The organism is Pseudomonas brassicacearum (assembly GCF_003732225.1).
GTDB lineage: Bacteria > Pseudomonadota > Gammaproteobacteria > Pseudomonadales > Pseudomonadaceae > Aquipseudomonas > Aquipseudomonas brassicacearum_E.
The window spans coordinates 1-26560 of sequence record NZ_MOBJ01000019.1 but is presented as its reverse complement, the minus strand read 5'-3'; the positions used below and the strand labels follow the sequence as shown (position 1 = coordinate 26560).

Sequence of the window (26560 nt, the reverse complement as noted above, 5' to 3'; positions counted from 1 at the left end):
GTCGCGTTTTCCATAAGGCGCGCTAAAGGGAAACTCTGCGAAATCGACTGGTAGAGCCAGCGGCGTCTTCGCACAGCAACCCTTTCAGCGTGTTGCAGGTTGCGAGTATATCGAGCGGTAGACCGCGCGACGACCACCCGGTTCTCATTTTGACGGCCAAATACGCGCTTCCATGTGCTTTTTCGAACAATTTGTTATCGTGCCGAACCTGCCCAAGCCCCTGCCAGCGTTGTTGGGGTTGCGGATCTGACTATAAGAGAAGCCCTTGCCATGACCACAGCGCCATCGAGCATAGCGACACCCGCGCAATCTGCACGTCCCTTGACCCGCAACGATTACAAGACGCTGTCGCTGTCTGCCTTGGGCGGTGCGCTGGAGTTTTACGACTTCATCATTTTCGTGTTCTTCGCCACGGTAGTCGGCAAGTTGTTCTTTCCGGCGGACATGCCCGAGTGGTTGCGGCTGATGCAGACCTTCGGCATCTTTGCCGCAGGTTACCTGGCGCGGCCGCTGGGCGGCATCGTCATGGCGCACTTCGGCGACCTGTTGGGGCGCAAGAAAATGTTCACCCTGAGCATTTTCATGATGGCCGTACCGACGCTGATCATGGGCTTGCTGCCGACGTACGCGCAGATCGGCATGTGGGCGCCGATCCTGTTGCTGCTGATGCGAGTGATCCAGGGCGCGGCGATTGGCGGTGAAGTGCCGGGGGCCTGGGTCTTCGTTTCCGAACACGTGCCCCAGCGGCACATCGGCTACGCCTGCGGCACGCTGACGTGCGGCCTGACTGCCGGCATCCTGCTCGGCTCGCTGGTCGCCACTGTAATCAACAGCCTCTACACCTCTGAACAAGTAGCTGATTACGCCTGGCGGATCCCGTTCCTGCTCGGTGGTGTGTTTGGCCTGTTCTCGGTCTACCTGCGCCGCTGGCTGCACGAAACTCCGGTGTTCGCCGAGCTGCAACTGCGCAAGGCGCTGGCCGAAGAAGTGCCGCTGCGTGCGGTACTGCGTGACCATCGCGGCGCCATCGCTATCTCGATGCTGCTGACCTGGCTACTGTCGGCCGGGATCATTGTGGTCATTCTGATGACCCCGACCGTGCTGCAAACCATTTATCACTTCTCGGCCACGACCGCGCTGCAAGCCAATAGCGTGGCCATCGTGTGCCTGAGTCTGGGTTGCGTAGCCTCCGGCGCGCTGGCGGATCGCTTCGGTGCTGGCCGGGTGTTCGTGTTTGGCAGCGCGGCGCTGCTGGCGACGTCCTGGACCTTCTACCACAGCCTGTTCAATCACCCCGACTGGCTGTTCCCGCTGTACGCGCTGACCGGCCTGTTCGTCGGCACCATCGGTGCGGTGCCGTTCGTGATGGTCAAGGCGTTCCCGGCGGTGGTGCGCTTCAGCGGCCTGTCGTTCTCCTACAACCTGGCTTACGCGATCTTCGGCGGCCTGACCCCGATGGTCGTCACCCTGCTGCTCAAGGAAAGCCCGATGGGGCCTGCCTACTATGTGGCGATCATCTGCAGCATCGGGATTCTGGTGGGTGGTTACCTCTGGAAAAACAACCGCTAAGCCGACCCCTTGCATTGACTGCACCGGCCTCATCGTCGGAACGCCGCCCGGAGCAAGCTCGCTCCCACATTGGTTCTGTGTTTACCGCAGATCCCCTGTGGGAGCGAGCCTGCTCGCGATGGGGGCGACGCGAATCATCCTGTAAAAAATCGAATACTGGCCTTTCATCTAATTGTCATATTCGAGTCATAGAGTGTTCATACGGCCTGCCGATACTTGGCCCCGACTTAACACACCCTATTTGCTAGGAGTAAGGCATGAAACTGAAGCGTTTGATGGTGGCAATGACTTTTGTCGCTGCTGGCGTTGCAACCGCCAATGCGGTCGCTGCTGGTGTTGACCCGGCTATTAAGCCTTATGTAAAGGCCACCGGTGTGTCGGGCAACCTGTCCAGCGTCGGTTCCGATACCCTGGCCAACCTCATGACCCTGTGGGCTGAGAACTACAAAAAAGAATACCCGAACGTAAATATCCAGATTCAGGCCGCTGGCTCCGCCACTGCGCCACCTGCGTTGACTGAAGGCACCTCTAACCTGGGCCCGATGAGCCGCAAAATGAAGGACACCGAACTGGCTGCCTTCGAGCAGAAGTACGGCTACAAGCCAACCGCCATCCCGGTTGCCGTGGATGCCCTGGCCGTGTTCGTGCACAAGGACAACCCGATCCAGCACCTGACCATGGAACAAGTCGACGCGATCTTCTCCTCGACTCGTCTGTGCGGCGCTAAAGAAGAAGTCAAAACCTGGGCCGACCTGGGCGTGAAAGGCGACCTGGCCAACAAGCCGGTTCAACTGTTCGGTCGTAACTCGGTATCTGGCACTTATGGCTACTTCAAAGAAGAAGCCCTGTGCAAAGGCGACTACAAGCCAAACGTCAACGAACAACCAGGCTCGGCTTCGGTCGTGCAATCGATCAGCTCTTCGCTGAACGGTATCGGTTACTCGGGCATCGGCTACAAGACCGCCAGCGTGAAAACTGTTGCCCTGTCGAAGAAAGGCAGCACCGAGTTCATCGAAGACAGCGAAGAAAACGCCCTGAACGGCAAATACCCGCTGTCGCGTTTCCTCTACGTTTACGTCAACAAAGCCCCGAACAAGCCTCTGGCCCCGCTGGAAGCCGAGTTCGTGAAACTGGTTCTGTCCAAACAGGGCCAGGAAGTTGTCGTGAAAGACGGCTACATCCCACTGCCAGCCAAAGTTGCCGCCAAGGCGCTGGCTGATCTGGGTCTGGCGGAAGGCGGCGCTGAAGTCGCAAAAAAGTAAAACCGTAGGTCCGGGGCTAACCTCGGACCTGTAGGAGGGCGTAGGAGCTGTCGAGTGAAACGAGGCTGCGATCTTTTGATCTGGCTTTTTAACTGCAAGGTCAAAAGATCGCAGCCTCGTTTCACTCGACAGCTCCTACGCAGCTCCTACACTCCCAAATTTCTGTCCGCTGCCAGTTCATACGGGCGGCGGATTTGTTGCGTCACTGCATTGTCATCTTTCTGTCATACAGGATCGCTAGGGTGTGCGCATGAATGATCTGGCCAATTCCAACATGACTACCAATCCCCCCAAGCGCATTGACTTCAATACGCCTGAGCTGCAACGCAAGCGCCGTATGCGCGCGCTCAAAGATCGCCTGACCCGCTGGTATGTCCTTGTCGGCGGCCTCGCCGTGCTCGGCGCGATCACGCTGATCTTCTTCTTCCTTGGCTACGTCGTTGCGCCACTGTTTCAGGGCGCCAGCCTGACCGCCAAAGACGCGATTACTCCGGCCTGGATGCAAGACGCCGGCAAACCGCTGATGATCTCCCTCGAAGAACAGAACCAGGTCGCCATGCGGGTTTCCGACAAGGGCCAGGCGCTGTTTTTCGACATCGACAGTGGTGCCGAGCTGCGCCGCGTCGACCTGCCGATCCCGGCCGGCACCAGCGTAACCGCCATTGGTAAAGATCAACCCGGCCATCCGCTGGTAGCGGTGGGCTTGTCCAACGGTCAGGTGCTGGTGTTCCGTCACACCTATAAAGTCAGCTACCCGGATGGCAAAAAGACCATTTCGCCGGCCATCGAATTCCCGTACGGCGAAACGCCGATCACATTGAACGAGCAGGGCGGTGCCCTGGAGCACGTCAGCCTCAATGCGACCGACTCGACCCTGCTGCTCGCCGGCTCTACCGGCTCGCAACTGCTTGTACTGTCGCTGACCAGCGAAGAAAACATGATGACCGGTGAGGTCACCAACGAGCAGAAGCGTATCGAACTGCCGCAAATGACCGAACCGGTGAAGAACATCTTCGTCGACCCGCGTCAGCAGTGGCTGTACGTGGTCAATGGTCGTGCTCAGGCCGACGTCTTCAGCCTGAGTGACAAGAGCCTCAACGGTCGCTACAAACTGCTTGAAGACGGCGAAGCGCAAGTGACTGCCAGTACTCAACTGGTGGGCGGTATCTCGCTGATCATCGGCGACTCCAAGGGTGGTCTGGCCCAGTGGTTCATGGCTCGCGATACCGATGGCGAGCAACGACTGAAACAGATCCGCACCTTCCAGATGGGCACCACGCCGATCGTTGAAATCACCGCCGAAGAACGTCGCAAAGGCTTCGTCGCCCTCGACACTGCCGGCAAGCTCGGCGTGTTTCACAGCACCGCTCACCGCACCTTGTTGGTGGACCAGGTGGTTGATGGCACGGGCCTCTTCGGTCTGTCGCCGCGTGCCAACCGCATCATCGTGGAGCAGGGCGGCAAGCTGCAACCGCTGCTGCTCGACAACCCGCATCCGGAAGTCTCGTGGAGCGCGTTGTGGAGCAAGGTCTGGTACGAAAACTACGACGAGCCTAAATACGTCTGGCAATCGACCGCGGCCAACACCGACTTCGAACCCAAGATGAGCCTTTCGCCACTGACCTTCGGTACGCTGAAAGCGGCGTTCTACGCGATGCTGCTGGCGGCGCCGCTGGCTGTTGCGGCCGCGATCTACACCGCGTACTTCATGGCTCCGGGCATGCGCCGCAAGGTCAAGCCGGTCATTGAATTGATGGAAGCGATGCCGACGGTGATTCTCGGTTTCTTCGCCGGTCTGTTCCTCGCGCCGTATGTCGAAGGCCACTTGCCGGGGATCTTCAGCCTGCTGCTGTTGATGCCGGTCGGCATCCTGGTGGCCGGTTTCACCTTCAGCCGCCTGCCTGAGTCGCTGCGCCTGAAAGTGCCGGACGGCTGGGAAAGCGCGATCCTGATCCCGGTGATCATTTTCGTCTGCTGGCTTTCGCTGTACATGAGCCCGTACATGGAGACCTGGTTCTTCGGCGGCGACATGCGCATGTGGATCTCCCACGACCTGGGCATCACTTACGATCAGCGCAACGCACTGGTGGTCGGTCTGGCCATGGGCTTTGCGGTGATCCCGAACATCTATTCGATCGCCGAAGACGCCGTGTTCAGCGTGCCGCGCGGCCTGACGCTGGGCTCCCTGGCCCTCGGCGCTACGCCATGGCAGACAATGACTCGCGTGGTGATCCTCACCGCCAGCCCGGGCATTTTCTCCGCACTGATGATCGGCATGGGCCGTGCGGTTGGTGAAACCATGATCGTGTTGATGGCCACCGGTAACACCCCGGTCATGGAAATGAACCTGTTCGAAGGCCTGCGCACTCTGGCCGCCAACGTCGCGGTGGAAATGCCCGAGTCGGAAGTCGGCGGCAGCCACTACCGCGTGCTGTTCCTCTCGGCGCTGGTGTTGCTGTTGTTCACCTTCATCATGAACACCCTCGCGGAGCTGATCCGTCAGCGTCTGCGCAAGAAATACTCGTCGCTTTAAGAAAGGTAGAAGTCTGTGAAACAGAACTCCCTGAAAGGATGGTTCAAGAGCGGCGCCCCCGGCGTCTGGATCAGCGGTGGCGCGGTGTCCATCGCGGTCATCATGACCATTGGTTTGCTGGCGGTGATTGCCGTGCGCGGTCTGGGCCACTTCTGGCCGGCAGACCTGATGCACGCCAGTTACGACGTGCCAGGCCAGGCCAACCATATCGTCATCGGCGAAGTGGTGCAGAAGGAAGAAGTGCCGCGTGAGCGTCTGAAAAGCGCTGGTTTGCCAGTGCCGGATCAGGGCCCGGAGTTCATGACCCGCGAGCTGATCAAGGTCGGCAACCGTGACCTCAACGGCAATGACTTCACCTGGATTGTCGGCGAGTGGCTGACCAACCAGAGCAATCCACCGGAGTTGATGACCATCGAGCGTCGCGAGTGGGGTAACTTCTACGGCTACCTGCTCAACGTCAAACAGGACGGCAAGGTCATCGCTGAAGGCGAAGCAGCCTGGCCAGAGTTGCAAGCGCGGGTGGATCGCGTCAACAAGCTCGCGGCACAACTCAAGAGCCTCGAAAAAACCGACATTGGCGCGATCAACTCAGGCCTTGAGCGTATTCGCCTGCACGGCCGCAAGCTGGAACTGGAGGGCAAACTCGACGCCGCCGCGCAAGCTGATATGGAGTCCGAGCGCGCCGAGCTGAACGCCCGCTATCAAGACGTCGAAGCGCGCCTGAGCGACCTGCACGCGCAGTTCAACCGCGACAGCCTGACCGCTCGAGATGCCAACGGTAAGGAAGTCGAAATCGGTATCGGCAAAGTGGTTCATGCCTACCAGCCGAACTCGATGAGCTACCTGACCAAACTGGGTTTCTACTTCAAAAAGGTCTGGGAATTCCTCAGCGACGACCCGCGTGAAGCCAACACCGAAGGCGGGATCTTCCCGGCGATCTTCGGCACGGTGATGATGACTCTGATCATGGCGATGATCGTTACCCCGTTCGGCGTACTGGCGGCGGTCTACCTGCGTGAATATGCACGCCAGGGGCCGATGACCCGTTTGATCCGCATTGCGGTGAACAACCTGGCGGGCGTTCCGGCGATTGTTTACGGCGTGTTCGGCCTGGGCTTCTTCGTTTACGTGCTCGGCGGCTCGGTTGACCGTTTGTTCTTCCCTGAAGCCTTGCCGGCGCCGACCTTCGGCACCCCGGGCTTGCTCTGGGCCTCGCTGACCCTGGCGCTGCTGGCGGTGCCGGTAGTGATCGTGGCCACTGAAGAAGGTCTGGCGCGGATTCCTCGCACCGTGCGTGAAGGCTCGCTGGCCCTCGGCGCGACCAAGGCTGAAACCTTGTGGAAGATCGTGCTGCCAATGGCCAGCCCGGCGATGATGACCGGGATGATCCTCGCCGTGGCTCGCGCCGCCGGTGAAGTGGCGCCGTTGATGCTGGTGGGTGTGGTGAAACTGGCGCCGTCGCTGCCGGTAGACGGCAATTACCCCTACCTGCACCTTGACCAGAAAATCATGCACCTGGGCTTCCACATTTATGACGTCGGCTTCCAGAGCCCGAACGTCGAAGCCGCGCGGCCGCTGGTGTACGCCACGGCGCTGCTGCTGGTGCTGGTGATCGCCACGCTCAACCTGTCGGCAGTGTGGATTCGTAACCACCTGCGCGAGAAATACAAAGCGCTGGACAGCTGATTTCATGCAGCACTGATTTTTCTATGGGAGCGAGCTTGCTCGCGATGGCATCGCCGCGGTTTCAAGTGAACCGAGTTGCCCAAATCGCGAGCAAGCTCGCTCCCACACAACCGAACCGAATTTGTTAGCACAGGGAGTTTCCCATGCAGCACGAAACACATACCCACGGCATCAACATGTCGGCCCTGGGTCGCGACAAACAGAGCCTGAACCTGGCACAGGAAACCGTGGCCATCGAAGTGCCGAGCCTGAGCCTGTTCTACGGCGACAAACAAGCGCTGTACGACGTCAGCATGAACATTCCCAAGCAGCGCGTGACCGCTTTCATCGGTCCGTCCGGTTGCGGCAAGTCAACGCTGCTGCGCACGTTCAACCGGATGAACGATCTGGTGGACGGCTGCCGTGTCGAAGGCGAGATCAACCTGTACGGCAACAACATCTACCGCAAGGGCGAAGACGTGGCCGAATTGCGTCGTCGCGTCGGCATGGTGTTCCAGAAGCCGAATCCGTTCCCGAAAACCATCTATGAAAACGTGGTCTACGGTCTGCGCATTCAAGGCATCAACAAAAAGCGCGTGCTCGACGAAGCCGTCGAATGGGCGTTGAAGGGCGCGGCACTGTGGGATGAAGTCAAAGACCGTCTGCACGAGTCGGCACTGGGCTTGTCCGGTGGTCAGCAGCAACGTCTGGTGATCGCTCGTACCATCGCGGTAGAGCCGGAAGTGCTGTTGCTCGACGAACCGTGCTCGGCACTCGACCCGATCTCGACGCTGAAAGTCGAAGAACTGATCTACGAACTGAAATCCAAGTTCACCATCGTCATCGTGACCCACAACATGCAACAGGCCGCGCGGGTTTCCGACTACACGGCGTTCATGTACATGGGCAAACTGGTGGAATTCGGCGACACCGACACCCTGTTCACCAATCCGGCGAAGAAGCAGACCGAAGACTACATCACCGGTCGGTATGGCTAGTTGAGGCAGCTGCAAGCCGCAAGCTTCAAGCGGCAAGTGAGAGCGGTTCAGCGTTACGACACAAATAGCTTGCAGCTTGTAGCTTGCAGCTCACAGCTTTTGCGGAGCAAATCATGATTTCGAAGGAAGGTTTAACTCACCACATCTCCCAGCAGTTCAACGCTGAGCTTGAGGAAGTGCGCAGCCACCTCCTGGCCATGGGCGGGTTGGTCGAGAAGCAGGTCAATGACGCGGTCACTGCACTGATCGAAGCGGACTCGGGCCTGGCCCAGCAAGTGCGCGAGATCGACGACCAGATCAACCAGATGGAGCGCAACATCGACGAAGAATGCCTGCGCATTCTGGCCCGTCGTCAGCCAGCCGCGTCCGACTTGCGCTTGATCATCAGCATCTCCAAGTCGGTGATCGACCTGGAACGCATCGGTGACGAAGCGACCAAAATCGCCCGCCGTGCCATTCAGCTGTGCGAAGAAGGCGAGGCCCCGCGTGGCTACGTCGAAGTTCGACACATCGGCGACCAGGTCCGCAACATGGTTCGCGACGCGCTGGACGCCTTCGCTCGCTTCGACGCCGACCTGGCGTTGTCGGTGGCCCAATATGACAAGACCATCGACCGCGAATACAAGACCGCGCTACGCGAGCTGGCGACCTACATGATGGAAGATCCGCGTTCTATCACGCGGGTCTTGAGCATCATTTGGGTGCTGCGTTCACTGGAGCGGATCGGCGACCACGCACGCAATATTTCCGAGCTGGTGATTTACCTGGTGCGCGGTACCGATGTCCGTCACTTGGGCCTCAAGCGCATGAAGGAAGAAGTTGAAGGCACAAGTGCCGAAAGCGCTAATGTTCCGGGCAAAGCTGACGATAAGTAAGATTGCCCAAGTAAAGCGCCCGGCCTTGTGGTCGGGCGTTTTTGTTTGTGTGGCTTTCGAATTGAAACGCCGAATGAAAAAGCAGCACCCGCGAACGAAAAGTCCCGGCGTGACTGAAGAGTTTTGGCAAAGTGCCATCAGCCAGCGTTATGCTTGCCGGGATTTTTATAGGGGTGTTGGATGAGCAAGATCAGTGTGTTGGTCGTGGACGATGCGTCGTTTATTCGCGATCTGGTAAAGAAGTGCCTGCGCAACTACTTCCCGGGTATCCGGACCGAAGATGCCGTCAACGGCAAAAAGGCCCAGGCCATGCTGGCCAAGGAAGCATTCGACCTGGTCCTGTGCGACTGGGAAATGCCGGAAATGTCCGGCCTCGAACTGCTCACCTGGTGCCGTGAGCAGGACAATCTCAAGAGCATGCCGTTTGTCATGGTGACCAGCCGTGGCGACAAGGAAAACGTGGTTCAGGCGATCCAGGCCGGCGTTTCCGGCTATGTCAGCAAGCCGTTCACCAACGAGCAGCTGCTGACCAAGGTCAAGCAGGCGTTGAACAAGGTCGGCAAACTCGACACCTTGATGAACAGCGCGCCCACCAAGATGAATTCGGCGTTCGGCAACGACTCCCTCAGCGCGCTCACGGGCGGCAAGGCGGCTGTCGTGGCCCCTGCAGCGGCCCCGGTCAATCCGTTCGCCAAGCCTGCCGCCGCCGTACCTGCCCCGGCAGCAGCACCCTCTCGCGGCCTGCTCAACAGCCCGCCGGTCAAAGCCCCTGCAGCGGCCCCGGCCGGCGGTCGTGGCCAAGGTCAACTGCGTCTGCCCAACGGCACTCAGCAATGTGTGATCAAAGCCTTGAGCATCAAGGAAGCGTTGCTGGTGGTTAAACGCACCGACACCCTGCCACAAGTGCTGGATAGCGCAGTGCTCGACCTGGAGCAGGGTGACAACGCTGAAGTCGCACGCCTGAACGGTTACCTGCACGCTATCGTCGCCTTTGAACCGAAACCCGACAGCGAATGGCTGCAACTGACCTTTCGCTTCGTCGACCAGGACGCACAAAAGCTCGACTACATCTCCCGCCTGATTGCCCGTGGCACGGCGCAGAAGCATTTCGTACCGGGCGCGTAAGTACAGCGTCGTCTACCCGTACGCCATCGCGAGCAAGCTCGCTCCCACATTTAATTGGCGTCGAACCACATTTATGTGATCGACACACAACCAGTGTGGGAGCGAGCTTGCTCGCGATGGGGTCATCGAACTCTGCGCATCTCTCCCTGAAGCGCTCATTGGTCGTTCCCAACCCCTCGGACATTTCCTTCAAGTTGTAGCGGTGTTCGGTAACTAGCCCGGCCTGCGAGTCAGGGCTAGTCTCACCCTGTCACCAAAAAACGGTGACACGGACGTGCAAGTCCGGCTTGGTACACAATCGTAGATGGCTATTCATCGAGCGTTTTCTTATGCTCGCGAATCGTTATGGCGGCTGTGTGTGGGAGGCCTTCGGGTCTGCCGGTTTCCGAGCCCGGTCTTGCACACCTATGCACAGCTGCCACCTCTTTCGAAGCAAGCGAAACGGTGTTAGCTCCTTAATCTCGGGATTACTCCAATGATCAAGCCAACACCTAATCCACCAGAAGACCCAGCAACTTCCCCCTACGAATCCCTCGATTCGAAAAAACTCCACGAAGCCGCCGAACGCGCCCTCGACCACCACCTGATCCCACCACGCCACAAAATCCACCTGGCCGACGCCCGCAAAGGCCAACTCTTCATCGTCGCCCCAGACGTCGACACCGACAGCCTCCTGGCCAACGCCTCCGAAGATATCGCCTCCATCAAAGCCATCGCCGGCGACCTCGCCTTCGAAATCGAAGGCTCCCGCCGCAACGTCGCCCTCGCCATCTACCGCATGGCCGAAGGCGCACAGCTGCTGATCGACCGCGCCATGGACAACCTCGACCCGCCGAACCCAACGGAATATCGGGTCAAGATGTAGCTGATCGTTCCCACGCTCCGGCGTGGGAACGCCTCCCCGGACGCTCCGCGTTCAATCGATAAGGTGGTGTTTTTTTGTTTCGTGTCCGCGCATCGGATTCACGATTCGTTTCTTGATTTATATCCGTTTCGATATAGCCTGATTGATAGCGATCTTGCACCGTCAGGTTGATCTGCCACGCTTTGAAACAACCCGAAGCCGCAGTCTTGGGCAATCGTGATTACGCTTTTCCTGTCAGCAACAGGAGGCGTCGATGCCAAGACACAAGGATGTGGTGTTTTTAGGGAGTGCGCTCAAGGACCTCAAAGCCTTTCCACTTGATGTGCGGCGGGCTGCGGGTTTTCAACTGGATCTTTTGCAACAGGGCGAAGAGCCCTTTGACTGGAGGCCTATGAAGACCATAGGGCGGGGCGTCAACGAGATCAGGATTACCGAAGAGTCAGGGGCGTTTCGAGTGTTTTATGTGGTCAACCGGCCGGATGCGATTTATGTACTGCACGCGCTGCGTAAAACCACACAGAAAACCGAAATGCGGGATATCGAACTGGCACGCGCCAGATTGCAGGAAATAGGTTGAACACCATGACCGAACGTCAGATTCAAACCGAGCGTTTCACCAGTGTCTGGGATGCGCTGGAAGACACTCCACAACAAGCGGCCAACATGCGCCTGCGTTCCAGGCTGATGCAGGAACTGTGCAAAACCATTCGTGCCTGGGAGTTGCCGCAAAAGGACGCGGCCAAACGCCTGGGCATCACTCAACCCCGGCTCAATGATGTGCTCAACGGCAAGATCGACAAGTTCTCGCTGGATGCCTTGGTGAACTTGTCCGCAGCCGCTCGATTGGGCGTTGATATCTGTTTCGACCCACAGCCGCTCGGGCCACTCCAGATGGTCTGATGCGGTCAGTTGATCGTTTACGAAAGGTTTGGGAACGATCATTTGAAACATCTGCCGGCTACACGGGTCGATTCTGGCTGCTAGGCTGTTTCCAGGCCTTCCTCGACAGAACTTTACTCATGCTCGCGCGATTGCTGTTTTTCTGTGGTCTGTTCATGGCCTCCACCTCGGCTGTGGCTATCACTATTTACAAGTCCACAAGTGCCACTGGCGTGGTCTCCTACAGTGATCGCCCATCCCATGGCGCCCGGATATTTGTGTTTCGCGACCGGATGGACGAGCACCTTGAGCGCCAGGTTCATCTGGATATCAAGAAGCAGAAGGACACGCACATCGTGTTTGCGCGTAACGACCTGTATGCGCCGGTAGAGGTCGAGTTGAGTTTTGCAGGACTGATGAATGTCAGGGGCGCGCCTTCGCAGACGATCCGCCGGGTGTTGCCGGCGCGCAGCACTATGCGTCTGGCGTTGCTCACGGCGATTGCGCCTGGCAAGCCGCTGGCCTATACCCCGACGTTCAACTATTCACTGGGCGACCCCTCAGGCACCACGCTGGCCTATCGGTATCCGCTGCCGTGGCGTGGCGGGCCGTTTCACCTGACTCAGGGCGCCAATGGCCAATACAGCCACTTTGGGGTCAAGAACCGTTACGCGATGGACATCGCCATGCCGGAAGGCACGCCGATCATTGCGGCGCGTGGCGGGGTGGTGGTGAAGACCGAAAACAGCCAGAGCGGACGCGGCACCGATCCGTCCGGCAATTTCGTGCGGGTGCTGCACGATGACGGGACCATGGGCGTGTACCTGCACCTCAAGCGCGGTTCGGTGTGTGTTCGGGAAGGTCAGCGGGTGGTGGTCGGTAGCGCGTTGGCGCTGTCGGGCAACACCGGCAACAGCAGCGGGCCGCACTTGCACTTCGTGGTGCAGCGCAATAGCGGGCTGGGGCTGGTGTCGATTCCGTATCAGTTCAACCAGCCGGTGGGCAGCTTGCCGAACTTTGCGCTCGGCAAACAATGATGTGTTGCCCGAGCTGGCGCTATCGCGAGCAAGCTCGCTCCCACACTGATTCGGTGTTACTCCGGTTTCCCGGCAAAACACAAATCCCCTGTGGGAGCGAGCTTGCTCGCGATGGGATCGACGCCGATCAGGTGTCGGGCACTAGTCGAGCATCAACACCTTGGCCAATATGATCTTCGGACCTTTCATCTTTTTGATGATGATCCGCAAACCTTCGACTTCCAGCACTTCTTCCTCTTCCGGCACCCGTTTCAGGGTTTCGTAGATCAGCCCGGCGAGGGTTTCTGCTTCGACGTGGTCCAGATCGATGCCCAGCAGGCGTTCGACCTTGAACAGTGGTGTGTCACCACGCACCAGCAACTTGCCCGGCTGGTAAGCGAGGATCCCGCGTTCGGCTTTGCGGTGCTCGTCCTGGATGTCGCCGACCAGCACTTCCAGCACGTCTTCCATGGTCAGGTAGCCGATGATGTTGCCGTCGGCCTCTTCGACCACGGCGAAGTGCGAACCGCCTTTGCGGAACTGCTCCAGCAACTGCGACAACGGCATATGGCGCGATACGCGCTCCAGCGGGCGGGTCAGCTCGGCCAGGTTGAACGACTCGGGAATGTGGTCCAGTGCGGCCAGTTCCAGCAGCAGGTCCTTGATGTGCAGCAGGCCGACGAACTCCTGGCGTTCGCTGTCGTACACCGGGTAGCGGCTGAACTTGTGACGACGGAACAGTGCGAGGATTTCCTTGAGCGGCGCATTGAACTCCAGCGTCACCAGGTCTTCCCGGGAGTTGGCCCAGTCGACCACTTCCAGCTCACCCATCTCCACGGCCGAGGCGAGTACGCGCATGCCTTGGTCGCTCGGGTCCTGGCCACGGCTGGAGTGCAGGATCAGTTTCAGTTCTTCACGGCTGTAATGGTGGTCGTGATGCGGGCCGGGTTCGCCTTGGCCGGCGATCCGCAGGATGGTGTTGGCGCTGGCGTTGAGCAGGTAAATGGCCGGGTACATTGCCCAATAGAACAGGTACAGCGGCACTGCGGTCCACAGCGACAGCAACTCGGGTTTACGGATCGCCCAGGATTTGGGGGCCAGTTCGCCGACCACAATGTGCAGGTAGGAAATGATGAAGAAGGCGGTAAAGAACGATATGCCTTTGACCACTTCAGCGGACTCTACGCCCACCGCACTGAGCAGTGGCGCCAGCAAGTGCGCGAACGCCGGTTCACCGACCCAACCCAGGCCCAGGGAGGCGAGGGTGATACCCAATTGGCAGGCGGACAGGTAGGCGTCGAGCTTGCTGTGTACGGTGCGCAGGATCTGCCCGCGCCAGCCGTTTTTATGGGCAATGGCCTCGACCTTGGTCGAGCGCAGTTTGACCATGGCAAATTCCGCCGCAACGAAGAAACCGTTGAGCAAAACCAGGATCAGTGCAAAAAGAATCATGCCGAAATCGGCGAAGAGTGAAGCGAGGGTCAAGCCAGGGGAAGGGTCCATGATGGAGTTTTGCGGGTTCCGTATATTCGAAAGGAAAGGGGATTGCCGAGCCTGAAAGGCAGGCCCAAGTCAGCCAATGTAGCGGCTGACAGGGCGATTGCCTAGAGGGTAGTGGCCTGTGTGGCCAGTTCTGTTAGTCAACTTCGGCGCCAGCAGCCCATATCCTGCGTTGCTGTTCCTCGCCATAGCGGGCTATGACTCGTCACAGCGCCTTGGCTCTGGACCGCTGGCATCCGAATTTGAGCTAACGAACTAGCCGTACAGGCCACGACACGTGCGCTAGTCGGTCAGCGAGTTGACCCGCGATTTTGTGACCTGTGCCGGCACGAAATGGCAGGTGAACGTGCTGCCGTGACCCAGCACGCTGCTGATCTCCATTCGCGCGCGATGTCGTAACAAAACGTGTTTGACGATGGCCAGGCCCAGTCCGGTGCCGCCGGTATTGGAGTTGCGGCTGGAATCGACGCGGTAGAAACGTTCGGTCAGGCGCGGCAGGTGTTTGTTGTCGATGCCGATCCCCGAGTCCTGCACGCTGAGGTGTGCGCCTTGCTCGTCACCCCACCAGCGGATGCGGATATTACCGCCGTCCGGGGTGTATTTGACCGCGTTGAACACCAGGTTCGAGAACGCGCTGCGAAGTTCCGCTTCACTGCCCTTGAGCATAATCGACGAATCGGCTTCCAGGGTGATGTGCTGATTACGCTGCCCGGACAGTGCCTGGGCATCGCTCTTGATCGATTGCAGCAGACTGTCGATCGGCACGGGTTGGTTGTCCGACGGGTAATCGGTGGCTTCGAGCTTGGCCAATAGCAGCAAGTCATTGAGCAGCGTCTGCATGCGCCCGCCTTGCTGCTGCATTTGCTGCAACGCACGGCTCCAGCGCGGATTCACTTCTTCGACGTTGTCGAGCAGGGTTTCCAGGTAGCCGCAGATCACCGTCAATGGCGTGCGCAGTTCGTGGGAGACGTTGGCGATGAAGTCTTTGCGCATTTGCTCAAGTTGATGAATGCGGGTGACATCGCGCACCAGCATCAGGTGTTCATTGTTGCCGTAACGGGTGATGTACAGCTGAATCCGCATCCGGTCGTTGGTCGGCGAAGGGATTTCCAGCGGTTCGGCGTAGCTGTCCTGCTCGAAGTATTCCTTGAAGCGCGGATGACGCACCAGATTGGTTACCGGCTGACCGCTGTCCTGCGGGGTCTTGAGGCCCAGCAGCGTTTCGGCGGCGCGGTTCCACCATTCCAGGTTGCCGTCACTGTCGAGCATGATCACTGCGTCTTTCAACGCCGCGGTGGACTCCTGAACCCGGTCGATCACCGCTTGCAGGCGTCCGCGCACGCGCTGATCGCGCCGTTGCAGGTGGTAGATGCTGTCGAACACTTCACCCCACAGGCCATAGCCGTCGGGTGGTGCTTCGTCGGGTTTTTGCAGGCGTAGCCACTCGTGCAGACGCAGCAGTTGTTTGAGGGTCCAGGCCAGGTAAATCCCCAGGCCTGCGGCCAGGCTCCAGCCGTATGCGCCTGTGATCAGGCCGATCACCAGACAGCCGGTGACCAGCAACAGCATGTGGCGGATCAGAGTGCCATGCCAGTTTTGGTTCACTTAAACATGCGTCCTTGTCAGCTTGTCGAGCAAGTAAGGGCTGGCTCAGGCTTTGGTGGAAAAGCGATAACCAGTGCCACGCACGGTTTGTACCAGATTCTCATAGGCATCGCCGAGGGCTTTACGCAAACGACGGATATGCACGTCGACGGTGCGCTCTTCGACATACACATTGCCGCCCCAGACCTGATCGAGCAATTGCCCGCGGGTGTAGGCGCGTTCCTGGTGAGTCATGAAAAACTGCAGCAAGCGGTATTCGGTCGGGCCCATCTCGGCGGGTTTGCCGTCGATGGTCACACGATGGCTGATCGGGTCCAGCAGCAGGCCGCCGACTTCGATCGGCGCCTCGCCGTCGGTAGGACCAGCGCGACGCAGCACGGCTTTCAGGCGCGCAACCAGCTCACGTGGGGAAAACGGCTTGGTGATGTAGTCATCGGCGCCAACTTCCAGGCCCTGGATCTTGTTGTCCTCTTCGCCCTTGGCGGTGAGCATGATGATCGGGATGTCCCCGGTCAGTTCATCGCGCTTGAGACGCCGGGCCAACTCGATGCCTGACGTGCCGGGCAGCATCCAGTCGAGCAGGATCAGGTCGGGTTTACGGTCGACAATAATGGCGTGGGCCTGCTGGGAGTTTTCCGCCTCCAGGCAGTCATAGCCGGCCATTTCCAACGCAACGGCGATCATTTCGCGAATGGGCGCTTCGTCGTCGACGATCAGAATACTCCTGCCAACCATGCCTTAATCCTCTTGTCATTTAACTGTCTTGCGCCGCATTAGATAACGGAATTATTGCAGTCGTGTGACAGTATTTTAGTCGTGCGGCGATCAGTGCAATCCTGAACTAAGCTCAAAGTTCGAATCCTGACAACCACAAAGGAAGGTTTCCATGACTCACTACGCTCAATCCTGGAAGGCCCTGCTGATTACGGCTGCGCTGGCGCTGCCGACAATGGCCTTCGCGGCCGAACCGGCCATGATGAAAGACGGCATGATGGTCGATTCCAAGGGCATGACCCTCTACACCTTTGACAAAGACAAAGGTGGCAAGTCGATGTGCGATGCCAAGTGCACCGAGTATTGGCCACCGATGGTGGCCCCGATGGACGCCAAGCCCGAGGGAAAATGGACGGTGATCAAGCGCGACGACGGCACGATGCAATGGGCTCATGACGGCAAGCCGATGTACACCTTCAAAATGGACACGAAGCCCGGCGACAAAATGGGTGACGGTAAAATGAACGGTATGTGGCATATGGCCAAGCACTGACCGGCGCCCGATGATCTGAACTGCTAAAAGATCGCAGCCTTCGGCAGCTCCTACAGGTGTACGCCAATCGGGTGTACGCCGATCGGGCGTAGGAGTTGCCGCAGGCTGCGATCTTTTCAAACAATCAGCGCAACGCGTAATCCAGCACGATTCCGATGAAAATCGCCAACCCGGCCCAGTGGTTATGCAGGAAGGCCTGGAAACACTTCAGTCGGTCCTTGTCCCGGGTGTACCAGAACTCCCAGGCAAAGCACGCTGCCGCAGCCAGCAACCCCAGGTGGAACCAGCCGCCCAGCTCGAATTTTGATCCCGCCAGCAGCAAGCACGCCAGGGCCAGCCCTTGCAGCGTGAGAATAATCACCCGATCGGCATCGCCAAACAGAATCGCCGTGGATTTCACGCCGATCTTCAAATCGTCGTCGCGGTCGGTCATGGCGTAATAGGTGTCATAACCCACGGTCCACAGCAGGTTGGCGATCCACAGCAACCAGGCAATGGCCGGCAGCTCACCGGTTTCAGCGGTGAACGCCATCGGCATGCCCCAGGAAAACGCAGCGCCCAGCACCACTTGCGGGTAATAGGTGTAGCGCTTCATGAACGGGTAAGTGGCGGCCAGCGCCAGACCGCCGAACGATAGCCAGACCGTGGCCGCGTTAGTGCACAGCACCAACAGGAAACTCACGCCCATCAGCAACGCGAAGAACACCAGCGCTTCTTTCGAACTGATTTTGCCGCTGACCAATGGCCGTTGTTCGGTACGTTTCACGTAGCCGTCGACCTTGCGATCAGCCCAGTCATTGATCACGCAGCCACCGGCGCGGGTCAGCACCACACCCAGGACGAAAATCACGATATTGGCCAGTGACGGCGAACCTTTACCGGCAATCCACAGCGCCCACAAGGTCGGCCACAGCAGCAGGTAAATGCCGATGGGCTTGTCCATGCGGGTCAGTTGAATGAAGTCCCAGGCACGTGGGTTCAGGCGATTCAACGATTTGAGCAGGCTCTGGTACATCAGCAGTTCTCCGCATTCGCGCAAACAGCACGCCACAGCGTCGGCAAGAATATTTCCGCGACCAGTACGCTTAAGCTCCCCCGGTCGAAACGCGAACGACGGCCCCACAATTGCGGTGCCCGGGATTCGCTCGGCAACCACTCGACGGGATAGTGACAAACCTCGATGGCGCGGCGCTGGAACGCCTGATCGCAAAACAGCAACTCGCCCAGGGAGCGGCTGCCCAACTCATCCATATTCAACCCGCCGTCCTGCAACGAACTGCGCGCCGCGACGCTGCGGGCAAACACCCAGGCCTCGCCATGACCGCGCAAATACACCTCACGAACCCAGCCTTCGCTGCCTTCGGGCAATTCCAGTGCGACACATTCGTCTGCGCGCAAAGGCTGCCAGCCTTCGAACAGCGGCGTCACGCTGAAGCCGTTATCCGACAAACGGGTCAGGCGACGGGTGAGCGAGCCCTCATCGAATAGCCAGTCGAGGGTTTGCGCGTCAGGTAGCGGGGTCAGCTGGCTTTGTGGCAGCCAGAGCAGAGCAGGGGCGAGGGGTTTTGAGTGCGGCACAGTGAGTCAGTATTGGCAGCAAATGAGGCGGCGAGCTTACCATGTCGGTCGGTGATATTGATTGATCGGGCGGGGTAATGGCACCGAACAGGCTTGCATCTGTTGAGCCCGATCAGTACAAAACGCCTTGAGCCGGACGGCAGACCTTTATCAGGCGACCGTTCGCGCCAGCAAAAGCCTGAGAACCTGAGGAAACAAGTAATGAAGAAGTGGCAATGCGTGGTCTGTGGGCTGATCTACAACGAAGCCGAAGGCTGGCCGGATGATGGCATCGCCGCCGGTACCTTGTGGCAGGACGTGCCGGAAGACTGGCTGTGTCCCGACTGTGGCGTCGGCAAAATGGATTTCGAGATGATCGAAATCGCTGCCTGATCACAGCTTTTTATGAATTGAAGAGGAGTAAGGAATGAACGCACCTGTCGTGATCGTCGGCACTGGGCTGGCTGGCTACAACCTGGCCCGGGAGTTTCGCAAACTCGATGGCGAAACACCGCTGCTGCTGATTACCGCAGATGACGGCCGCTCTTACTCCAAGCCGATGCTCTCCACTGGTTTCGGCAAGAACAAGGACGCCGATGGCCTGAGCATGGCCGAGCCCGGCGCCATGGCCGAACAACTGAAAGCTGAAGTGCGCACCCACACGCGCATCAGCGGCATCGACCCAGGCCACAAACGCCTGTGGATCGGCGAAGAAGCCGTGGTCTATCGTGACCTGATCCTCGCCTGGGGCGCGGAAACCGTACGCGTGCCGGTGCAGGGCGATGCGCCCGAGGCGATCTTCCCGATCAATGACCTCGAAGACTATGCGCGCTTTCGTGCAGCGGCGGCCGGTAAGCGTCGGGTGCTGCTACTCGGCGCCGGCCTGATCGGCTGTGAGTTCGCCAACGATCTGATCCTCGGTGGTTATGAAGTGCAACTGGTCGCGCCATGCGAACAAGTCATGCCGACGCTGCTTCACCCGGCGGCGGCCGCTGCGGTGCAGGCCGGGCTGGAAAGTTTGGGCGCGCAGTTCCACCTCGGCCCGGTACTCAACCGCTTGCAGCGCACCGATGACGGGCTCGAAGGGCATTTGTCCGACGGCCAGGTGATCCCCTGCGACGTCGTGGTTTCAGCCATTGGCCTGCGCCCGCGCATCGATCTGGCGGCCGCTGCCGGTTTGCAGATCAATCGCGGTGTGGTCGTTGACCGTCACCTCAAGACCTCTCACGCCAATATCTACGCCTTGGGCGACTGCGCCGAAGTCGATGGGCTGAATTTGCTGTACGTGATGCCCCTGATGAGCTGTGCGCGTGCGCTGGCTCAGACCCTGGCCGGCAACCCGACCGCGGTCAGCTACGGTGCGATGCCGATCACCGTGAAAACACCGGTCTGCCCATTGGTGGTTTCCCCACCGCCACGGGGTTTTGAAGGTATCTGGACCGTCGAAGGGCAGGGCGCCGACATCAAGGCGCTGTGCCGTGATGCCAGCGGAAAACTGCTGGGTTACGCGCTTACCGGGGCGGCGGTGATGGAGAAACTGGCTCTAAACAAGGAGCTTCCGGCGCTTCTGGCGTAAATACCGGTCGTTCTGTCGGAATCACCCCGCTTTTGCCCCTACAAAGGTCGCCCCGAGACTGGCGCCGCAACTAACCGCGTGCCATCCTCACTCCCGTCTGCCGCAGAGTAGAGCCTGCGGCGCCTTGGGCGCTGTTCCGGAAGAACAGCACGGACATAACAACAAAAAACCGTCAAAGAGGCTTCACTCATGCGTAAACCAGAACTCGCCGCAGCAATCGCTGAAAAGGCTGACCTCACCAAAGAACAGGCTAACCGCGTTCTCAACGCCGTCCTTGAAGAAATCACCGGCGCTCTGCACCGTAAAGACAGCGTCACCCTGGTGGGCTTCGGTACTTTCCTGCAGCGCCACCGTGGCGCTCGCACCGGCAAGAACCCGCAAACCGGTGAGCCAGTGAAAATCAAGGCCAGCAACACCGTTGCCTTCAAACCGGGCAAGTCGCTCAAAGACAGCGTTAATCCGTAATTAGCGGTACCGTCTCGAAGGGAGGCGGGGCGGTAAAAAAATGGGCACACCGACTGGGTCGGGTGCCCATTTTTTGTGGGTTTTGTAATTACAGTAATCGACGCGTTTTGGCGTCGCCACGCTTATCCCCTTACCAACTCGTCATGATCGTCTGTCGGCTCTTTCGCGACGAGCTCTTCGTAATTCGCAGGTTCTGAATTTAAATCACCGGGAATCCATTTGCCGTTCAACTGCTTGTAGCTGCCGGCTCTATACGGATACGAGCCAATGATGGCTGTGATTTCTTTTTGCAGGTTTTTTTCTTCATATCAAACACTGCCGCATTCACCACAGCCCCAGAAGGGCGGAGATTGCTCATCAATCAGATCAACCCAGCCGGTGCATTGGCTGATCGGACATCGGCAATTGGCAGGCTGCTGCGCGTCCAGCTCGAATGTTTCTTTGCAGAGTTGGCAGCGGGCGTTGTTAATTGAGTCCATATGGATTTTCCCCTTCAGGATACCAATGCAGGGCCTTGCTATTGGTTTTGTGGTAGGACTTGTCCATGAGTTCAAGGTTACTTTGTTGTGCACCACTAGCCCGGCGCCGGTCCTAAAAATGTCGGCCATTATGTGGGCCAGAAGCCTAGGCCTGATTTTTATAAGGGACAAACGTGCGGTTGGCGATATAGAAACCCAAGCCTTTGTTGCTTTTGAATTTTTTCTCGATCATAGAATCGGCCAACTGCTGAGAGATCAGAAGGTCTCCTGACTCTGGCTCACGAGCGATTCCGCGCATGCCGGCAGCATCGTCCAGGAACCAGGTTTTAGTGAAATAGATGATCGATCCGTCATCATCCCGTTCAGCGGCAGATTGCCCTTGATCTATCGCGTTGACGGTATTGATTGCATTCACTATGAAAAAAGCTTCGTCGACCTCTTCCCCGTCTGCAATGACGACAGCAGGTTGAATGAGCTGAATGTCCTGAGCAGATTGATGGGTGAGAAAATCCGCAAGTCGCTCAGTGACTAGTGGGACTCCCCCAAGTAGCCATAGGCAGTCATACGCAAGCAACTTTTTTTTCTTGCACGGAAAATAGACCTTTGGCTTGTCCATATTCAATGGATAGGGTTTTCCCGCCAACAATGACAGGTAGTCAAAATTCGAACCGGCGGTTTCATAAGAACCGCTTTCGATGTCATACGAGCCGATCAGTTGTTCGCTGTAATAAGTAGGGGCTTTCCAACTTAAAATCATGTTTGATTTTCCTGGCCGTAATAAACACCGGCCGTCAGCAGGTTGGCGGCGAAGTCGTACTCGGAATGCTTTTGCATGACAGCCGGCGTCATCGAGGGCTGGCTGGTGTGTACGGCATTGTCGCGCAGGTAAGCGACCACTGCGGCAAGGGGCACAAGAGTAAACGATCCTCGTATTGGTCTATTAAACTGTGAGTTCGACAATGAATCATTCTGCTCTGCTTTTTTCAATGTCAATGCTGATCAGCAAGATTGCGTGACCGTATGAAACGCTCTCTTATTTTCATCAAAAAACAAATAAGCCTGAGAGTTGTCATGGCTTAAATCACTAATATCGAGTTGCCCCAAAAAAATCATTGGCTTTCCATCCTGTATAGGCCATTCGGGGTTTTGGAGCCATTTGGGTGGTGTCTTCAGAGAGCGAAAATCACTTTTTATTTTTTCCTTTAACCATAACTGCAGCTCTTTGGCGCTAAGTGATTTTTTGTCTTCAATGAGGCTGGATAGATAATCTGATGGTAGGGACAACCATTTTGGCTGAACTTTCAGCGTTAGGTTAAATAGCTCTTCATATTTTCTTTCGACCGTGTGGGGTATATTTTTCTTGTTTAAAAAGTCAGATAGAAGAGTTTGGATGTTATATATGGATTCAAGGTTTTCATAGTTTTGACTAATGGCGTATGTGTATAGGTCTGGTTCTGCCACGTAAGCTGGTAAATTTTTCTCGCTTCTTAGTAGCTCTTCAATTGATGAGTTGGCATAAATTTTCCCTTCGAATTCTTTTGGCGAAATGGATGCCTCGACAAATTGCTTCACAATTTCTATAGCAGTCATTACTTGGTTCCTAGATGTCTGAAATCATCAAGTTCGGCATGTTGTTCTCGTGTGACTTCACGTAAATTTCGCGGGTTGTTCACGCCGACTCCGCCATTGCGTTGAGGGTTGTGATGGTGCAACTCCATCGAGTTTCCGTTTGCGTCCAAGGGGGCCGAGCCACGTTTCATTCGGCTCATATTGGCTGGACTGAACTCACCTGAAGCTTTCGAGGCTTCGTGTCGATTCTTCCAATACCTTGACCTCACTACGTCCCATGCAGGAGCTTTGCCGTTAGGCAGAGGTTTATCAATAGCGTCGCCTCTTTTCCAGCGTTTGAACTGGACACAACTCCAACCCCATGGATCCACCCATCCAACGGGGTTATATCCATATTGATAGAGGTTTAATCCTCCCTTCAACCCAATCGGATCCGGCGTCGTAAACCGCCCCACATCCGGATCATAAAACCTGAACGTATTGAAATGCAGCCCCGTCTCCCGGTCCAGGTACTGCCCCTGGAATCGCAGGTTCTGCTCTTCAATGTAGTACGGCTCGCGCACCTCTTCTAACGTGTTGCCCCACACCCGATAAGTCGCCTGCCAGACGTTGTGGCCGTCCGCTTCGGTGAGCTGTTCCGGCAGGCCGTTGAGGTCGTTGTGGTAGTAGCGGATTTTTTGCAGCGGGCCGGTGCCGTCGACGCGGGCCAGGGGGTCGTAACCTTCGTCTTCGTAGAGGTAGAGGCTGGTCTGCTGATGGCGATGTTCCTGCAACAGGCGCAGGCCGTCCCAGGTGAAGCGGGTTTCGCCCAGCGGGTAGCCGTGGGTGTCGTGCTCGGTTTTTTCAATGCGTCGGCCCAGCGGGTCGTAGGTCATCCTGACCACGCTGCCGTTTTCGTTGCGCACTTCAATCAACCGGCTTTCGGCGTCGTAGGCAAAGCGTTGCAGGCCCCGTTTAGCGCTGCGTTTTTCGATCATCCGGCCAAACGCGTCATAGCTATAACGTTTGTCCTGATAGGTCAGCAGTTTGTTGTGCACCACCAGCCCGGCACCGGGTTGCGGGCCGTCCAGCAGGTTGGCGGCGGCGTCGTAGGCGAAGGTTTCGCGCTGGCCGTGCAGGCTGTCCTGGCTGGCGATGATGCGGCCGGTGGCGTCGTAGTGCAGCAGTTGGCGGTGTTGCGCGGCGGGTTGCTGGTCGAGTTTGCCGATCAGGTTGTCGGCGGGGTCGTACTCGAAGTGCTTTTGCACCGCTGCCGGCATCAGTGATGGCTGACTGCTGTGGCGGCGTTGGCGTGAGCGCAAGCGGCCGCTACGGTCGTACTCGCTGCGAGTGCTGATCTGGCCTTGGGTACGCAGCACTTCGCGGTGCAGGCGGTCGCGTTCGAAGTCGCTGATGACCTGGCCGTCGAGGTTGATCTGGTGCAGGTGGCCGCTGCCGTAGTACAGGCGATTGAGCCAGCGCCCGTCGGGCAGTTGGGTCTGGATCAGGTTGCCGAGTTCGTCGTAGTGGTGGTGCAGGTTGCCGGCCGTGCTTTGTTCTGCGAGCAACTGGCCGAGGGCGTCGTAGGCGAAGCTTAGGGTTTGTGCGTTGCCCTGGTGGTCGGTGAAGGTGACGGCGGTGAGCTGGTCCAGCGGGTCGTAGCTGTAGTCGGTGCGGCCATCGTCGGTGACTTTGGCGATCAGCCGGCCAACGGCGTCGCGTTCCAGCCGATGAACGATGGGGGCCGGAGGTGCTTCGGGGACGACGGCCAGGCCGTTACCGTAAGGCGCGGGAATCGCCGTGACCGCCGCGACGTTATCCAGCAGATCATAGGTGTAGCGCTTGGCGCTGCCGTCGAGGTCTTGTTGTTCGGTCAGCCGGTCTCCAGCATCCCAGGCGAACCGATAACTTTCGCCGTTCTCATTGGTCAGCGCTTGCAGTCGCCCATAGCTGTCGTACCCGAACTGCACCTGCCGGCCATGGGCGTCGGTGCGCTGGCGCACCTGGCCGCGACGGTTATGTTGATACAGGGTGGTATGCCCGGCCGGGTCGGTGTAGCCGATCAACTGGCCGGCGACGTCGCGCTGATACTGCTCGGTGCGGCCGTCCGGCAACTGGCTGCTGATCAACCGCCCCTGGGCGTCGTAGCTGAACTGGGTGCGTTCGCCGAGGGCGTCGGTGATGGTTTGCAGATAGCCCCGGTTGTCGTAGCTGAACCGCGTCGGATAACCCGAGCAATCGATGTGTTCGACCAGTTGGCCGAACGGGTTCCAGCGCAGCTTTTTGCTTTTGCCGGTGGCGTCGATGATCTCGACGACCTGGCCGTGAGTGTCGTAGCGGTAGCGGGTGATGTGGCCCAGCGGATCGGTTTCGGCGATGCAGTTGCCGCGCTGATCATAGCGATATTGCCAACTGTTGCCCGCGGCATCGGTTTCCACCAGCGGCAAGGCCCAGTGTTCCAGCCATAGGGTCGAATCGCTGCGGCCCAGCGGGTCGGTTTCGCCGATCAGGTTGCCGGCGTCGTCGTAGCTGTAGGCATAGCGCCCGCCCAGCGGGTCGGTGGCGCTGAGCAATTGGCGCTCGTCGTTCCACTCGAATTGCCAGGTCTGGCCGAGGTTGTCGGTGTATTCGGTGATCTGATGCTGGGTGTTCCACCGGCGCGTACTGACGCGCTGCGAGCCATCGGTGATGCGCGTGACACCGGCGAGGAGGTCATAGTCGAACCGGTAAGTATCGCCCTCGTCGGTCCAGTGCCGGACCACGCGCCATTCTTTTTCCTCGATATAAGCCCATTCATAGAAGCAGCGCAGCCCCGTGGGCAACTGATGCTCGACCATCCGCCGCCCGGCGTCGTAGGCGAAGCGCCGCTGCACCTGGCCAGTGGCGTCGCGCACCTCGGCCAGATCGCCCACTGCGTCGTAGCCGTAGCTGACGAGCACTTCGCGGCGTTGGTCGGGGTACAGGCGTTCCACCCGAGCCACGCGACCGCCTTCATGAGTCAGCTCGACCTGCACCAGATCGAAAGTATCCCGCAGGCGCGCCAACCGTCCGGTTTCGTCATAGTCGAGGTGAACCCGGTTGTCATTACGATCACCCAGCTGATTCAGGCGCAACAAGGACGGATTACCGGGTGTACCGTCGAACAGCCGATACAACCCGTCCGTACTTTCAATCAACAACTGCCCATTAACGTGCCGTCGAACACTGAGCCCTTCACCGGCACTGAACACCGCGCCACCCAAGGGGATCGAACCCATGTCGATACGTCGGCCCTGTTCATCGGTGTAGACCAGCGTTTCCCCGCCCTCCGGGTGAGGCAGAATTTCGACGCACACCTCGTAGGACACGCTCCAGCCCGCGCCGAACAACCCGTCGCGGCGTTCGTCACGGCTGTTGTAGAAGCGCTGCCAATCGATCGGCAAGATGCCGGGCAGCACGAAATCCAGCTCTTCATCGCCCCCCAGTACCTTGGCCCCGGTCGCGGCATGCACCGGGTTCGACGAGCCCATGGCGGCGTTGGCCATGGCGCCCATCGCGCTGCTGACGGCCATCGACGTCGCGCCGCCGATCAGCATGCACGGCAGTTTGCTGAAGAACTTGCCTTTGCCGCCCTTGAGCATCAGTAACGCGGTGACCGCCAGCCCCACGCCTGGGGTCTTGCCGCTGCGGATCTCGCGCACCACCGCCGAACCGCCGCCGATGGTGACGTTGGGTGAGATCAGCCCGGAACCCACCACCTTGGCGTCGCAGGTGGTGCGGTCGCCGCTGCGCACGGC

Annotated in this window: 24 protein-coding genes; 15 read left to right on the top strand and 9 right to left on the bottom strand. The window is 58.6% G+C overall.

What is annotated here, in order from left to right; all coding sequences use genetic code 11:
• Window positions 1-270: 270 nt before the first annotated feature.
• The 11 genes from BK659_RS23290 to BK659_RS23240 all read left to right on the top strand — a co-directional run bounded on the left by BK659_RS23290 (window position 271) and on the right by BK659_RS23240 (window position 12808).
• The gene (locus tag BK659_RS23290; protein WP_123427468.1) at window positions 271-1569 is read left to right on the top strand and encodes an MFS transporter; all 1299 of its coding nucleotides are present in this window, start codon (window positions 271-273) and stop codon (window positions 1567-1569) included.
• Window positions 1570-1826: 257 nt separating this feature from the next.
• Entirely contained in the window at window positions 1827-2831 is a 1005-nt protein-coding gene (locus BK659_RS23285) for a phosphate ABC transporter substrate-binding protein PstS (RefSeq protein WP_123427466.1), read from the top strand.
• A gap of 499 nt (window positions 2832-3330) precedes the next feature.
• Window positions 3331-5364, top strand: coding sequence for an ABC transporter permease subunit (locus tag BK659_RS23280; protein WP_185015457.1), 2034 nt, complete (start codon window positions 3331-3333; stop codon window positions 5362-5364).
• Window positions 5365-5379: 15 nt separating this feature from the next.
• Window positions 5380-7050, top strand: coding sequence for a phosphate ABC transporter permease PstA (gene pstA / locus BK659_RS23275; RefSeq protein ID WP_123427462.1), 1671 nt, complete (start codon window positions 5380-5382; stop codon window positions 7048-7050).
• Between the two features lie 143 nt (window positions 7051-7193).
• Entirely contained in the window at window positions 7194-8027 is an 834-nt protein-coding gene (gene pstB, locus BK659_RS23270; RefSeq protein ID WP_019694309.1) for a phosphate ABC transporter ATP-binding protein PstB, read from the top strand.
• A 113-nt stretch (window positions 8028-8140) separates the two neighbouring features.
• Complete coding sequence (phoU, locus tag BK659_RS23265; protein WP_123427460.1) at window positions 8141-8902, top strand: phosphate signaling complex protein PhoU; 762 nt, start codon at window positions 8141-8143, stop codon at window positions 8900-8902.
• 180 nt (window positions 8903-9082) lie between these two features.
• The gene (locus BK659_RS23260) at window positions 9083-10027 is read left to right on the top strand and encodes a response regulator (RefSeq protein ID WP_123427458.1); all 945 of its coding nucleotides are present in this window, start codon (window positions 9083-9085) and stop codon (window positions 10025-10027) included.
• A 475-nt stretch (window positions 10028-10502) separates the two neighbouring features.
• The gene (locus BK659_RS23255; protein WP_123427456.1) at window positions 10503-10892 is read left to right on the top strand and encodes a DUF6124 family protein; all 390 of its coding nucleotides are present in this window, start codon (window positions 10503-10505) and stop codon (window positions 10890-10892) included.
• A 253-nt stretch (window positions 10893-11145) separates the two neighbouring features.
• A complete protein-coding gene (locus tag BK659_RS23250; protein WP_123427454.1) occupies window positions 11146-11469 on the top strand; it encodes a type II toxin-antitoxin system RelE/ParE family toxin in 324 nt (107 codons plus the stop codon).
• Window positions 11470-11474: 5 nt separating this feature from the next.
• Entirely contained in the window at window positions 11475-11792 is a 318-nt protein-coding gene (locus BK659_RS23245) for a helix-turn-helix domain-containing protein (RefSeq protein ID WP_123427510.1), read from the top strand.
• Window positions 11793-11911: 119 nt separating this feature from the next.
• Complete coding sequence (locus BK659_RS23240) at window positions 11912-12808, top strand: peptidoglycan DD-metalloendopeptidase family protein (protein ID WP_123427444.1); 897 nt, start codon at window positions 11912-11914, stop codon at window positions 12806-12808.
• A 141-nt stretch (window positions 12809-12949) separates the two neighbouring features.
• Here BK659_RS23240 and BK659_RS23235 read toward each other — a convergent pair whose 3' ends face one another.
• The 3 genes from BK659_RS23235 to phoB all read right to left on the bottom strand — a co-directional run bounded on the left by BK659_RS23235 (window position 12950) and on the right by phoB (window position 16627).
• Entirely contained in the window at window positions 12950-14290 is a 1341-nt protein-coding gene (locus BK659_RS23235; protein WP_123427442.1) for a hemolysin family protein, read from the bottom strand.
• A gap of 279 nt (window positions 14291-14569) precedes the next feature.
• Complete coding sequence (phoR, locus tag BK659_RS23230; protein ID WP_259740302.1) at window positions 14570-15856, bottom strand: phosphate regulon sensor histidine kinase PhoR; 1287 nt, start codon at window positions 15854-15856, stop codon at window positions 14570-14572.
• A gap of 81 nt (window positions 15857-15937) precedes the next feature.
• Window positions 15938-16627, bottom strand: coding sequence for a phosphate regulon transcriptional regulator PhoB (gene phoB / locus BK659_RS23225; protein ID WP_007896474.1), 690 nt, complete (start codon window positions 16625-16627; stop codon window positions 15938-15940).
• A gap of 151 nt (window positions 16628-16778) precedes the next feature.
• Here phoB and BK659_RS23220 point away from each other — a divergent pair, with 151 nt between their 5' ends.
• Entirely contained in the window at window positions 16779-17159 is a 381-nt protein-coding gene (locus BK659_RS23220) for a COG4315 family predicted lipoprotein (RefSeq protein WP_123427438.1), read from the top strand.
• A 124-nt stretch (window positions 17160-17283) separates the two neighbouring features.
• On the opposite strand, the gene ubiA is transcribed toward BK659_RS23220, so the two are convergent.
• Both ubiA and BK659_RS23210 read right to left on the bottom strand, forming a co-directional pair.
• Window positions 17284-18174: a 4-hydroxybenzoate octaprenyltransferase gene (gene ubiA, locus BK659_RS23215; protein WP_123427436.1), complete on the bottom strand. Its 891-nt coding sequence runs from the start codon at window positions 18172-18174 to the stop codon at window positions 17284-17286.
• Entirely contained in the window at window positions 18174-18737 is a 564-nt protein-coding gene (locus BK659_RS23210) for a chorismate--pyruvate lyase family protein (RefSeq protein ID WP_123427434.1), read from the bottom strand. Before BK659_RS23210 ends, ubiA begins: the two co-directional genes overlap by 1 nt.
• 201 nt (window positions 18738-18938) lie before the next feature.
• On the opposite strand from BK659_RS23210, the gene BK659_RS23205 reads away from it, so the two are divergent.
• The 3 genes from BK659_RS23205 to BK659_RS23195 all read left to right on the top strand — a co-directional run bounded on the left by BK659_RS23205 (window position 18939) and on the right by BK659_RS23195 (window position 20757).
• Window positions 18939-19109: a rubredoxin gene (locus BK659_RS23205; protein ID WP_123427432.1), complete on the top strand. Its 171-nt coding sequence runs from the start codon at window positions 18939-18941 to the stop codon at window positions 19107-19109.
• A 34-nt stretch (window positions 19110-19143) separates the two neighbouring features.
• On the top strand, window positions 19144-20292 hold the full coding sequence (locus BK659_RS23200) for an NAD(P)/FAD-dependent oxidoreductase (protein WP_123427430.1): 1149 nt from the start codon (window positions 19144-19146) through the stop codon (window positions 20290-20292).
• Window positions 20293-20481: 189 nt separating this feature from the next.
• Entirely contained in the window at window positions 20482-20757 is a 276-nt protein-coding gene (locus BK659_RS23195) for an HU family DNA-binding protein (RefSeq protein ID WP_003213368.1), read from the top strand.
• A 624-nt stretch (window positions 20758-21381) separates the two neighbouring features.
• Here the strand turns inward: BK659_RS23195 and BK659_RS23190 are convergent.
• The 4 genes from BK659_RS23190 to BK659_RS23180 all read right to left on the bottom strand — a co-directional run.
• On the bottom strand, window positions 21382-21993 hold the full coding sequence (locus tag BK659_RS23190) for an imm11 family protein (RefSeq protein WP_076029261.1): 612 nt from the start codon (window positions 21991-21993) through the stop codon (window positions 21382-21384).
• On the bottom strand, window positions 21990-22148 hold the full coding sequence (locus tag BK659_RS27810; protein WP_185015456.1) for a hypothetical protein: 159 nt from the start codon (window positions 22146-22148) through the stop codon (window positions 21990-21992). Before BK659_RS27810 ends, BK659_RS23190 begins: the two co-directional genes overlap by 4 nt.
• Before the next feature lie 87 nt (window positions 22149-22235).
• On the bottom strand, window positions 22236-22826 hold the full coding sequence (locus BK659_RS23185; protein ID WP_123427428.1) for a hypothetical protein: 591 nt from the start codon (window positions 22824-22826) through the stop codon (window positions 22236-22238).
• Window positions 22826-26560: RHS repeat-associated core domain-containing protein (locus tag BK659_RS23180; RefSeq protein WP_259740301.1), on the bottom strand; the 3735-nt coding region annotated here is incomplete at its 5' end. The genes BK659_RS23180 and BK659_RS23185, both read right to left, overlap by 1 nt.

Coding starts and splice junctions, on each gene's coding strand:
- BK659_RS23290 (WP_123427468.1), top strand. CDS start 271: ATGACCACAGCGCCATCGAGCATAGCGACACCCGCGCAATCTGCACGT.
- BK659_RS23280 (WP_185015457.1), top strand. CDS start 3,331: ATGCAAGACGCCGGCAAACCGCTGATGATCTCCCTCGAAGAACAGAAC.
- ubiA (WP_123427436.1), bottom strand. CDS start 18,174: ATGTACCAGAGCCTGCTCAAATCGTTGAATCGCCTGAACCCACGTGCC.
- BK659_RS23255 (WP_123427456.1), top strand. CDS start 10,503: ATGATCAAGCCAACACCTAATCCACCAGAAGACCCAGCAACTTCCCCC.
- phoB (WP_007896474.1), bottom strand. CDS start 16,627: ATGGTTGGCAGGAGTATTCTGATCGTCGACGACGAAGCGCCCATTCGC.
- BK659_RS23200 (WP_123427430.1), top strand. CDS start 19,144: ATGAACGCACCTGTCGTGATCGTCGGCACTGGGCTGGCTGGCTACAAC.
- pstB (WP_019694309.1), top strand. CDS start 7,194: ATGCAGCACGAAACACATACCCACGGCATCAACATGTCGGCCCTGGGT.
- BK659_RS23185 (WP_123427428.1), bottom strand. CDS start 22,826: ATGACTGCTATAGAAATTGTGAAGCAATTTGTCGAGGCATCCATTTCG.
- BK659_RS23245 (WP_123427510.1), top strand. CDS start 11,475: ATGACCGAACGTCAGATTCAAACCGAGCGTTTCACCAGTGTCTGGGAT.
- BK659_RS23220 (WP_123427438.1), top strand. CDS start 16,779: ATGACTCACTACGCTCAATCCTGGAAGGCCCTGCTGATTACGGCTGCG.
- phoU (WP_123427460.1), top strand. CDS start 8,141: ATGATTTCGAAGGAAGGTTTAACTCACCACATCTCCCAGCAGTTCAAC.
- BK659_RS23250 (WP_123427454.1), top strand. CDS start 11,146: ATGCCAAGACACAAGGATGTGGTGTTTTTAGGGAGTGCGCTCAAGGAC.
- BK659_RS23235 (WP_123427442.1), bottom strand. CDS start 14,290: ATGGACCCTTCCCCTGGCTTGACCCTCGCTTCACTCTTCGCCGATTTC.
- BK659_RS23195 (WP_003213368.1), top strand. CDS start 20,482: ATGCGTAAACCAGAACTCGCCGCAGCAATCGCTGAAAAGGCTGACCTC.
- BK659_RS23285 (WP_123427466.1), top strand. CDS start 1,827: ATGAAACTGAAGCGTTTGATGGTGGCAATGACTTTTGTCGCTGCTGGC.
- BK659_RS23205 (WP_123427432.1), top strand. CDS start 18,939: ATGAAGAAGTGGCAATGCGTGGTCTGTGGGCTGATCTACAACGAAGCC.
- BK659_RS23190 (WP_076029261.1), bottom strand. CDS start 21,993: ATGATTTTAAGTTGGAAAGCCCCTACTTATTACAGCGAACAACTGATC.
- BK659_RS23260 (WP_123427458.1), top strand. CDS start 9,083: ATGAGCAAGATCAGTGTGTTGGTCGTGGACGATGCGTCGTTTATTCGC.
- phoR (WP_259740302.1), bottom strand. CDS start 15,856: ATGCTGTTGCTGGTCACCGGCTGTCTGGTGATCGGCCTGATCACAGGC.
- BK659_RS23240 (WP_123427444.1), top strand. CDS start 11,912: ATGCTCGCGCGATTGCTGTTTTTCTGTGGTCTGTTCATGGCCTCCACC.